This is a genomic window from Staphylococcus sp. 11007852 (assembly GCF_011394325.1).
GTDB classification, from domain to species: Bacteria; Bacillota; Bacilli; order Staphylococcales; family Staphylococcaceae; genus Staphylococcus; species Staphylococcus agnetis.
Genome location: NZ_JAANBJ010000028.1, coordinates 35,810 through 45,319, shown reverse-complemented (window position 1 = coordinate 45,319; position 9,510 = coordinate 35,810). Strand labels below are relative to the sequence as shown.

General features: G+C 34.2%; 10 protein-coding genes. 4 read left to right on the top strand and 6 right to left on the bottom strand.

Annotation, left to right across the window (positions count from 1 at the left end):
* Nucleotides 1–28 precede the first annotated feature (28 nt).
* A complete protein-coding gene (isaB, locus tag G8Y85_RS09005) occupies nt 29–517 on the bottom strand; it encodes an immunodominant staphylococcal antigen IsaB family protein (protein ID WP_103346404.1) in 489 nt (162 codons plus the stop codon).
* Between the two features lie 376 nt (nt 518–893).
* On the opposite strand from isaB, the gene G8Y85_RS09000 reads away from it, so the two are divergent.
* The gene (locus tag G8Y85_RS09000) at nt 894–1,136 is read left to right on the top strand and encodes a hypothetical protein (protein ID WP_179142027.1); all 243 of its coding nucleotides are present in this window, start codon (nt 894–896) and stop codon (nt 1,134–1,136) included.
* Between the two features lie 57 nt (nt 1,137–1,193).
* On the opposite strand, the gene G8Y85_RS08995 is transcribed toward G8Y85_RS09000, so the two are convergent.
* Nucleotides 1,194–1,427, bottom strand: a complete 234-nt coding sequence (locus G8Y85_RS08995) for a hypothetical protein (protein ID WP_060551899.1) — start codon at nt 1,425–1,427, stop codon at nt 1,194–1,196.
* Nucleotides 1,428–2,014: 587 nt separating this feature from the next.
* Here G8Y85_RS08995 and G8Y85_RS08990 point away from each other — a divergent pair.
* The 3 genes from G8Y85_RS08990 to G8Y85_RS08980 all read left to right on the top strand — a co-directional run bounded on the left by G8Y85_RS08990 (nt 2,015) and on the right by G8Y85_RS08980 (nt 6,061).
* Nucleotides 2,015–2,722, top strand: a complete 708-nt coding sequence (locus tag G8Y85_RS08990) for a poly-gamma-glutamate hydrolase family protein (RefSeq protein WP_037565790.1) — start codon at nt 2,015–2,017, stop codon at nt 2,720–2,722.
* A 290-nt stretch (nt 2,723–3,012) separates the two neighbouring features.
* The gene (locus tag G8Y85_RS08985; RefSeq protein ID WP_209104185.1) at nt 3,013–5,580 is read left to right on the top strand and encodes a YfhO family protein; all 2,568 of its coding nucleotides are present in this window, start codon (nt 3,013–3,015) and stop codon (nt 5,578–5,580) included.
* A 232-nt stretch (nt 5,581–5,812) separates the two neighbouring features.
* The gene (locus G8Y85_RS08980; RefSeq protein WP_060551897.1) at nt 5,813–6,061 is read left to right on the top strand and encodes a hypothetical protein; all 249 of its coding nucleotides are present in this window, start codon (nt 5,813–5,815) and stop codon (nt 6,059–6,061) included.
* Between the two features lie 46 nt (nt 6,062–6,107).
* Here G8Y85_RS08980 and G8Y85_RS08975 read toward each other — a convergent pair whose 3' ends face one another.
* The 4 genes from G8Y85_RS08975 to pgsC are packed head-to-tail and all read right to left on the bottom strand — an operon-like array spanning nt 6,108 to nt 9,510.
* Nucleotides 6,108–7,706, bottom strand: coding sequence for a gamma-glutamyltransferase (locus tag G8Y85_RS08975; RefSeq protein WP_060551896.1), 1,599 nt, complete (start codon nt 7,704–7,706; stop codon nt 6,108–6,110).
* The gene (locus G8Y85_RS08970) at nt 7,690–7,983 is read right to left on the bottom strand and encodes a hypothetical protein (RefSeq protein WP_037565794.1); all 294 of its coding nucleotides are present in this window, start codon (nt 7,981–7,983) and stop codon (nt 7,690–7,692) included. The genes G8Y85_RS08975 and G8Y85_RS08970 overlap by 17 nt, the downstream gene beginning before the upstream one ends.
* Nucleotides 7,973–9,043 carry a CapA family protein gene (locus tag G8Y85_RS08965; RefSeq protein WP_107368624.1) on the bottom strand — a complete coding sequence of 357 codons (1,071 nt, stop codon included), beginning with the start codon at nt 9,041–9,043 and terminating at the stop codon, nt 7,973–7,975. The genes G8Y85_RS08970 and G8Y85_RS08965 overlap by 11 nt, the downstream gene beginning before the upstream one ends.
* A 14-nt stretch (nt 9,044–9,057) precedes the next feature.
* The gene (gene pgsC / locus G8Y85_RS08960) at nt 9,058–9,510 is read right to left on the bottom strand and encodes a poly-gamma-glutamate biosynthesis protein PgsC (RefSeq protein WP_037565797.1); all 453 of its coding nucleotides are present in this window, start codon (nt 9,508–9,510) and stop codon (nt 9,058–9,060) included.

Genomic DNA, 9,510 nt, shown 5'->3' with positions numbered 1-9,510 from the left:
AGCAGAGATTGCTTCTAGGCTTTTTTGTTTAAAGTCCATTAGATACCGTAATCATAGTGACTTGGTGATGTGCTTCTGTAAAATCGATGGTTGCCTGTTTGTACTGATAACGGTAGACCGTACCTTGTGCAGATTCAAATACTTTTGTAGGTTTGCCGTAGCTCATTTTTACTTTTTGAATAGAAGTTCCTTTTGAAACTGGAAACATGATACTGCTTGCGGTTTTGCCAGAGACTACAGCAATACCTTGATCATGGACTTTGACGTATTTAATATTCTTTTTACTAAAAGGTGCGGAAATTTTGTAGCCATTAAACGTTAAACCACGGTGCTGAACCGCATTTTTAAAATGACCATCAAGATAAAAGGCACCACCAAATGTTGTTTGTCCATGATATGCATACCAAGGGGATGTCGCAGCGTGTGCGACTGGTTGTTCAGGCGTTAATGCTTGAGTGCCAATAAGGGCGCCAGTCACAAGTGTACTTGCGAGTAAAACCTTTGACAATTTCTTCATAATAACACCTTCTTTTTGTATTACATTTCAATTACATCATTACATTTATATTACAAAAACTCAAGCAAAACCATTAATTTAAATTGTTAGCATTTTAAGTTTAGATTGAAGTGTATTTTCAAATGAATAAGAAATTGGAGTGAATTTCAAATAAGATATTTCGAATTTATGCGAGGACAGACACTTATTTTTTTCTGAATGAATAGGTTAAGATAAACACTTTAATTCAACTATGTTGAATAGGGATATATATCCTTTGCAGCGCGTATTATCATTAAAAAAATAGAATCCATAACAATGTTTCTAATACTTTGGAATAGGTATGATATTAATGAGCGATACAAAGGCTCAATATTTCTTAGGGAGGTTTACTATTATGGCAGAATCTAATAATCAAAATGGTAATATGAGTTATGAGGAAGCAGGGCGTAAAGGTGGAGAAGCATCATCTACTTCAAGCAGTAACAACTCAGGTAATAATGCCAACAATAATAGTAGTAATTCAAGCGATAATAGTTCAAATAACAACTCTGGAAATAACAATTCAGGAAATAATAACTCAAACAACTCGAATAATTCTGGCAATAATAATTCGGGAATCAATAATTCTAATGCTTAAAAAACATCTAAATATAAACAGCCGACCATCTTACACTTGGCCGGCTGTTTTTTTAATTTAGCTATATTGAGTCGCTAAATTTTGATATTCATCTTGGCTTAACCCTTTATAAGGCGTTGCTTGTGCTGTTGATGATTGTGCATTCACTGTATGAATATCATAGTCGAGAGAAGAAGCGAGATCGTTGTATTCTTTCTGACTAAGTCCAGCTGCCTCGGAAGTACCGCTCGCAAATGACGCGACCCCTATAGCTAATACACCAACTGCAACACATTTACTTGTAAAATTCATACACTATCACCTTTCTTCTTTAGTATATAAATTATACTAAAATATGATTGGATGAAGTTCAAAGATAGTGATGAATATAAATATTTTTATAGAAGAAATTATATATTTGAAATATATTTTATTTCACATGTGAAGTATTTTCCCGTATAATCGCTATTAGACTTCTACTGTACAAAGTTCTTTTGAAAAAATGTAAAAGTCATCACTATTCTCACATAACTTTTGAAGGGACTTTCTATATAATTGATTTAAGGGACAGGGATATGAAATCTCCCATTAAAGTGTAAATGCTTGAAATGATGCGGATAGCTAAAGTTTGGGCATGGCTAACTTTCCAAATAATAGTCATATCAATGAGGTGAAATTACAATTTTATGTCATTGAAGCAAGTGTCTGCGCATGCACGGCTTAACATTATTTTGTTGATGTTTTAATTGTTAAATTAATTACTAAATTCAACGATTTATGATTAATGATTTGTTTTTTGTATATACATATAAGACAACGACTTTTAAGAACGTCACAAAATAGTTTGTAAAATATGCAATATGCCAAAGTATTTATTTTAAAAAGTGGGGTGAAGTTTTGTGAAAAAAATTATTATTTCTATTTTACTGATTGCGGGTGTACTAATAACGAATATGCTGTATTTAACATTTTTCTCTAAATCAAGTAATGCGAATGATCATTATGGATCAATGACACAATTGATGAAAGCTACAAAAGAAGGTGTCGATTGGAAAATTTTTACTAAAGATGAGCACAACCCAACCGTAATCGTCGCGCCTCATGGAGGTGGTATCGAACCAGGTACTACTGAAATAGCTGGAAGTATAGCAAAAAAAGCAAATGCTGGGTATTATACGTTCCAAGGTATTAGACCTCAGAATAATTCTGAATTACACGTGACATCAATTAACTATGATGAACCTAAAGCACGTGAAATGATAGGTCAATCTGAACGTACAGTTACAATTCATAAAACAGGACGCGAGGGTGCGGATGTGTATATCGGCGGACGTGATACCGCGCTTAAACACAAAATCATGGATAGTCTTACACACAAAGGTTTTATCGTTAAGGAAGCAAACGGCAATATTGCAGGTGAAGGTATTAAAAATATTACTAACATGAACAAACGACAAGCAGGCGTGCAATTAGAAGTATCTAATTCAACGATTCATAATTTCTTTAAAAATGGGGATTCTAGTCGTGTATCACGTATATATGCGGCGAATTGGACGAATACGATGGAACGTTTCACAGATGGTGTCGCTGAAGCGTTAAAATCATAACCAATCTATATTGACAATTTTTACACAAAAGGCGAAGCGCTATGAAGCGTTTCGTCTTTTGTGATGTCATCAAAATTGCAAAATTCCTACAAAAATTCTACAGAAATTTCAGTTTCTTATCAAAAAGATGACGTTTTAAAAATATTATTAAATTGAATGATTTTGTGTGCATGAACGCTGATTTTATAGTATCGTTGCTATGTTGAAAATCGTACTTTAAAAGAAAGAGAAGGAGGTCGAGAAAGATTCGACATTTTCAACAACAATCAAAACGTTTCATACACATATTTTTGTTTAGTATTTTACTTACAACATTAGTATTTATCCCATTTTTCTACAATACTTTTGTCAATGGCATTGCATTTGCCGGAAAAGGGGATGGGTTTAGTCAATTAATGCCTTTTCAAAAATATTTGTATGAACACTATACAGAATTTAAAAGTTTTTATGATACAGATTTCGGCTTAGGTGGCGATTATACGAAAGGGCTATCATACTATTATGCAACAAGTCCATTGATGATTATCTATTTCTTTATTATTCGCATCTTAGACATGATATTTCATTTGCCAACACATGATATGACGTTTTGGGCCCAAAATCAGGTCATTATTTCATATATTCGTGTATTTTTAACAACCATCGTGAGTTACTATTGTTTTCGGTATTTACAGCCTGAGCGTCGTTTATTTGCAATTTTAGCGACTATCATGTATGCCGTATCTGTCGTAACGATATATTTTAATTTTACATGGTCATTTTATGGCGAAGTGTTAATTTTATTGCCATTGTCAATATGGGCAATGGAACGTTTTTTCAGAGCACGTAAAATAGGCTTATTCATCATCGCTATTGCATTAACATTGTTTGCGAATTTCTATTTTGCGTACTATGAAATGATTATTTTAGGGTTTTATTTTCTGTACCGTGTCATTGCACCACATGCTAATGATGTGGTGTCACGTGTTCAAAAACTATGGATGCTGGCGATTGCTGCCTTTATAAGTTTGTTAATCAGTCTTCCAGGATTTTTTACAGGTGTATCCGCGGTTATGGAAAATAATAGAGAAATTAACCCGCATCTTAATTTGACGTTATTTATAGATTTTACAGAAAAATATCATATTTTCTCTAATGGCTTTTACATTACGATTTCAACACTGACATTTATCGCACTATTTGCGGTGAATCTATACAAATACTATTATTATCGTTTATTTGCGATTTTAACGTGGATCTTACTAGTAGGTTCACTTACACCATATTTTGATAGTTTTTTTAATGGTTTTTCATTACCATCACGACGTTGGATTTATATTTTATGTTTATCTTCTAGTGTACTTATCGCATTATTTATACGCTATTTTTCAGAAGTACATCTTAAACAATTCATGATAACGGCCATACCGACTGTAATCGTGATGGCGCTAATGTATACACAATACGATGCCACAATGAACTGGATGTGGGTGACATTATTAATCTTCATCGTGATGGGTGTTATATTATGGCAACGTCAATGGCTTGCTCATCCAGCAATGTATTTCGTATGGATTGGACTCATATTCATTCAACAAGTGATGATGATTGTCGATTATCATCAATCTCATATGACAATTTATGAACGTCCTATCGCGTCAATGACTGAAGATAAATATCACAGTGATGCACTTCAGAAAGAATTTGACCAGATTCAACAAAAAGGAAATCAATTTTCTCGTATAGAATATTTATCATTTTCAGCACTGAATTCGCCATTTATATATGGCTACAATGGCTTATCCATATATTCAAGTTTGTTTAATGGTGATGTGCTACATTATTATGATAAAACGATGCAAATTGCCCAGCCCATTGATAAAAACAGTACGCATCGTTTATTAGGCAATCGTGCTAATTTAATGGCGTTATGGGATGCTAAAGATCGCTTTAAGAACCCTAAAGATGATACGATGCCTTATGGTTTTAAAACTGAAAAAGTTATTGATGGTAAAGACAATAAGTACCAATATTCGAAAGATACCATCCAATATCCAAGTACGCACATAACGAATAAAGTATACGACCCTAAAGATTTAAAATCTCCAATTGATCGTGAACACGCAATGTTACAAGGTGTTGTCTTCAATGATGGTACGAAAGCGAATAGTGATATTCAAAAAAGTACTAATTATGCGAGCCTTGTAGAATCAGATACCAAAGATGCAGATTTCAAAGATGGCAAGCGTCTTTTAAAAGTTAAAAATGACGACGGTGGTCTAGAGCTTAAAGTTCCTAAAACGGTGGCGGAAGATAATCGAGATTTATATGTTGAAATGGATTTAGAAATGGTAAAACCTAAAGATAAAGCGCATCAAGTTGAACTGAATGAATATAAACAAAGTCGCAGTTCTTTAAATTATACGTATCGACGCGGTGTAACACCAATAACTTTTCGCGTTAAAGCCGATGATACGTTACGTTTAAAACTTTCTAAAGGCACATACCGATATCATTTAAAAGGTGTGTACGGTGAAAACTATGAAACACTAAAATCAGCTACGAAAGATGTACAAAAAGTAAATGTGAAAGAAACGAAAAATGGTTATACATTTACTAAAAATAAATCTGATTCAGGTTATCTTGTTGTACCAACACCTTATGTTGATGGATTTGAAGCAACAGCCGATGGTAAAGCGGTCGATGTGAAGAAAGGGAATGGAATGCAGACAATCATTCCTGTTAAAAAAGGTGAGCAACACATCGAACTGACTTATACACCACCGCATCGCACGTTACTTCTGATTACAATGATCATCGGAATCATTGCAGGTGTGATGTATACAGCCTTTATTGGCGGACGTTTGAAAAAGAAATAACATAAAAAAGGAGTGTGACGCCATAGCGCGTACACTCCTTTTTTATTGCTCAAGAAAAGTAAAAAGTAAGGTGGGATAGAACGGTGTAATATTAGATTTAATATCACCTGCGTCCAATGTCTCATATACACGTCAATATTGAATACGTTACAAAACTGTGAAAGCGATTTCTATAGCAAGTTCTAATTATTTTTTTATGCTATAATATTGTTAAAAAAGAGGTGTGACAACTATGAAAAACACAAATGATTCACGTCTACGTCGTATCGCTGATATTGTAGGTATGTTATCGAGTTTACTGTTATTATTACTTATCATTATTAACTTTTACGTTCATATAACACCTGAAAGATGGGAAATTGGATTCCGTTTTTCAAGTGTGTCATCCGTCTTTGCGATTATACTTGTTGTAACAATAATTGTATGTACAAGTATTTCTTTTATCACAAAGTCGAAGAGAGATCCTCTTCATCGTAAATAACATATGAAAAAGGCGACACTCGATTGAGCGTCGCCTTTAATAATTTTTATCTGACTTCAACATCATGGCCCGTTTCAACTTTTTTATCTTTATTGAAGTAGGCTGCACCTTGTACACTACCATAGTTAGGATTATCTGAGCTGTTGTGCGGTTTGTAACCTAATTTTTTAAACTCTTTAATGTTGTCATCATCCATACCATTTTCATAATAAATGCTGTCACCATCGTTATAGAAACGTGGTTTTTCAATGATTTGTTGTAGTGATCCTTTATCACGTAAATATTGTGACATTGTTTGTTGTAACAATGTTGGTACTTTGTTACCACCAGGTGTACCTGTACCGAAGTGATAGTTTTCACCGACAACAATCATAGGTGAGATGTAAGAACGTGGTGTTTTGTTAGGACCACCTTTGTTGTCACTTGATGGCGTTTTAGAGAAGCGATCAAGTGCATTATTCAAGAAGAAACCTTGATCAGTGTATTGCCCATTACCAAAGAAGTTATTCAATGTATTTGTCGAACTCATCATCTTGCCATCTTTGTCAATCACAACAAAGTGTGAACCCGCTGTATTTGCCTCACCTTGTAAATCAAATTTGTTTTTAACATCTTTATATTCTTCTGCATGGTTTGAAAGGTAAGCATCATTAAGTTTTTGCTTATTAATAGGTTTTTCATCATTTACGATATAACGGTTTTTATAGTTTACGTTACGCGCTTTTACGGTTCCATCAATATAGGATTGTGGTGTATCTTCTCCCAATTCACCGTTAATCATTTGATCAATTTTCAATGATTGTAATGTAAAAATACCGCCAGTAGGGTTCGGTGATGTATAGACTTGGTTGCCTAAATATTCTGTAGAGATTGGTTTTTTCTCTTTTGTTTTAAAGTCTTTGAAGTCTTGGGCGTCTAAGTTGCCATGCGTTTGTTCAGCGATTTTAGGACCAAGGTCCTTATAAAAACCGTCTGCGCCATTATCGCGAATATGTTTTAACGTATTTGCTAAATTAGGTTGTTTAACAACGTCACCGGCTTTAACAACTTTACCATCTTTAACAAATGGAGATTTTTTATCAACGATTGCACTGTATTTTAATAACATTTTTTCTAAGTCTGTATTGACTTGGAAACCATCTTCAGCGAGTGGAATGACATAATTTAAAATTTCCTTCTCACTCATTTTACCTTCTTTTGCGTGCATATGAGACATACCACTTACAAAACCAGGAACACCAATTTTGTCACCATTTTTATATTGGTGTGATGAAACTGCGTTATAATCATAAACTTTTGGTTGTTCACCTTTTTTACCAGAGTAGGAGAGGGTAGTTCCTTCGCCACCAAGTCCAGCGGCAAATGGCTCTGTGACAGCTAACGTGTATGCAACACCATATGCTGCATCGGCAGAGTTACCACCGTCTTTAATAATTTTATTACCAACTTGTCGTGCGATTTCATTATTTGTAGAAACACCGTATGATTTTTTCGCATTATCATTAGATGCTTGTGATGCGAGTTTATTTTCATATAATTGGTCTTTGTCGACTTGTTCATCACGGTTAAGGTAGTAGAACCCAACCGAAGCGATGATCATTATAACTAAAATAACGCCGAGTAATTTTTTATTGTAAATACTCATGGGATTGACCTCCGTCTAAGGCAACCTGTTGGTTATTTTGTGACGTGTGCGCTGTTTGGTTTGATGTGTCATTTTTTAAAGATGCGTGTAATGCGCTTTTTTTATTTTCAGTTTGGTTAGATTTTGGTTGTTGTAAAGAAACGTGTTTTTCTTGTTTTAAATCATGTTTTTCGTATTTATCTAAAGTGTCATTTGCATTACTGTTGATGATTAAGAAGAATATCCCGCAAATGAGTAACACGATAACACCATAAAGAATATAGTTTTTAGTTCTCATATGTGTAACCTCCATTGGCTTCTTTTAATTTAACAGATGGACTAGAGATACGATTATAGAATTTTTGTTTTTCAATCGCGTTCATATTGTCTTTAGTCACTTGGTCACCTGTTGTACGAATTGGTGTGATTTGGAATTTGCTCTTATCGCCATTAAGTGTGTGTTGCACTGCGATACCTTTTTTGTTTTCTGATAAGAATTTATCTGAAGTTACGTTACCTAAGCTGTAAAAAATGCTTGAACCTTTATATTTTTCAATTTCTTGAACAACGGTATTGTGACCAACAACCACATCGGCACCAGCATCTACAAGTGCACGACCGTATTGTTTTTGACGATTCGTCACGTTAGGTTCATCTGGAATACCCCAGTCAACATTTACCACTACGACATCATTGTCTTTTTTAAGTTTTTGAACGAGTGGCATAAATATCTTTGGTTCAAGTGCGATAGATGTCGTTGCTTTACGAGGGTCCATATATTTAGAACTTACGTCTGTAAATGATACACTTGCGACTTTTTTACCATTAACGGTTTTCTTAGTGATTTTACTGTTTAAAGGGTTTGAGCCGTTACCTGTTGTAAAGTTGTAGCCGTGTTTCGCGTCTGCTTGTCTCGTAATTTGTTTGATTTGTTCAAGATCCACAGAGTTGTTTGTTAAATTGATAGTGCTAAATCCTAAATGGTTTAAGAAACCAATGTTTTTTAAGTTTTTGTCAATGTTACGTTGAGGGTCTTTCGCAAAGTTGTTGACGTTAACACTTGCTAAAGCATAATCGCTATCTTTAATGATGTCAGATACTGAACTGAACATATTTTTTAAATCATTTTGACGAATGTTTTCATTTAAAGTGATATTGCCTAAATATGTCATATGGAGACCTTTATCTTCTTTACCGAAAACTTTCACGTCTTCAGTTTTTGTAGTCAACATGAAAAACACGAGTAGGCCAATCGCAACCACTGTAACCACAAGCATCAAAAGTGAATTATGCTTTTTTTGATTTTTCGAATTGCGCAGTATCCGTTCTTCTAAATTTAATTTATTCTTTTTCGACATAATCTAGCTCCCTTTTACTTAATAAAGCTATAAGCAAATAGAATGATATATGTGATACCTGTTAATAACATACAAGATGCTAATGTAGTGATTGTACCTTGTTTTTGAATCGTATTTGCAATGATACCAGGAATGACAATACCGATACCTGAAAGTTGTACAATTTCAAAAGGTGTCAATGGATAGATAAGGTCAAATAGGAATTTGAGTATCATACCCGTTAAAATCATTGCAGCGAATTTACGGCGTCCGTATAAAATTGCGACGCGACTTACGCCGTGTACGACGATAAAATAAGTCAGACAGCTAATCACTAAAATAGACAATAACATGATTGGCTGATCAAATATGAGTGCCAAGTAACCAGGTACTACGAGTCCAGCAGGTGTAATACCAAATTTTTCGGCAAAGATTAAGCTTAATACAATACCTACGAATAGCGAGAAATATAACTCTGAACCTATCAA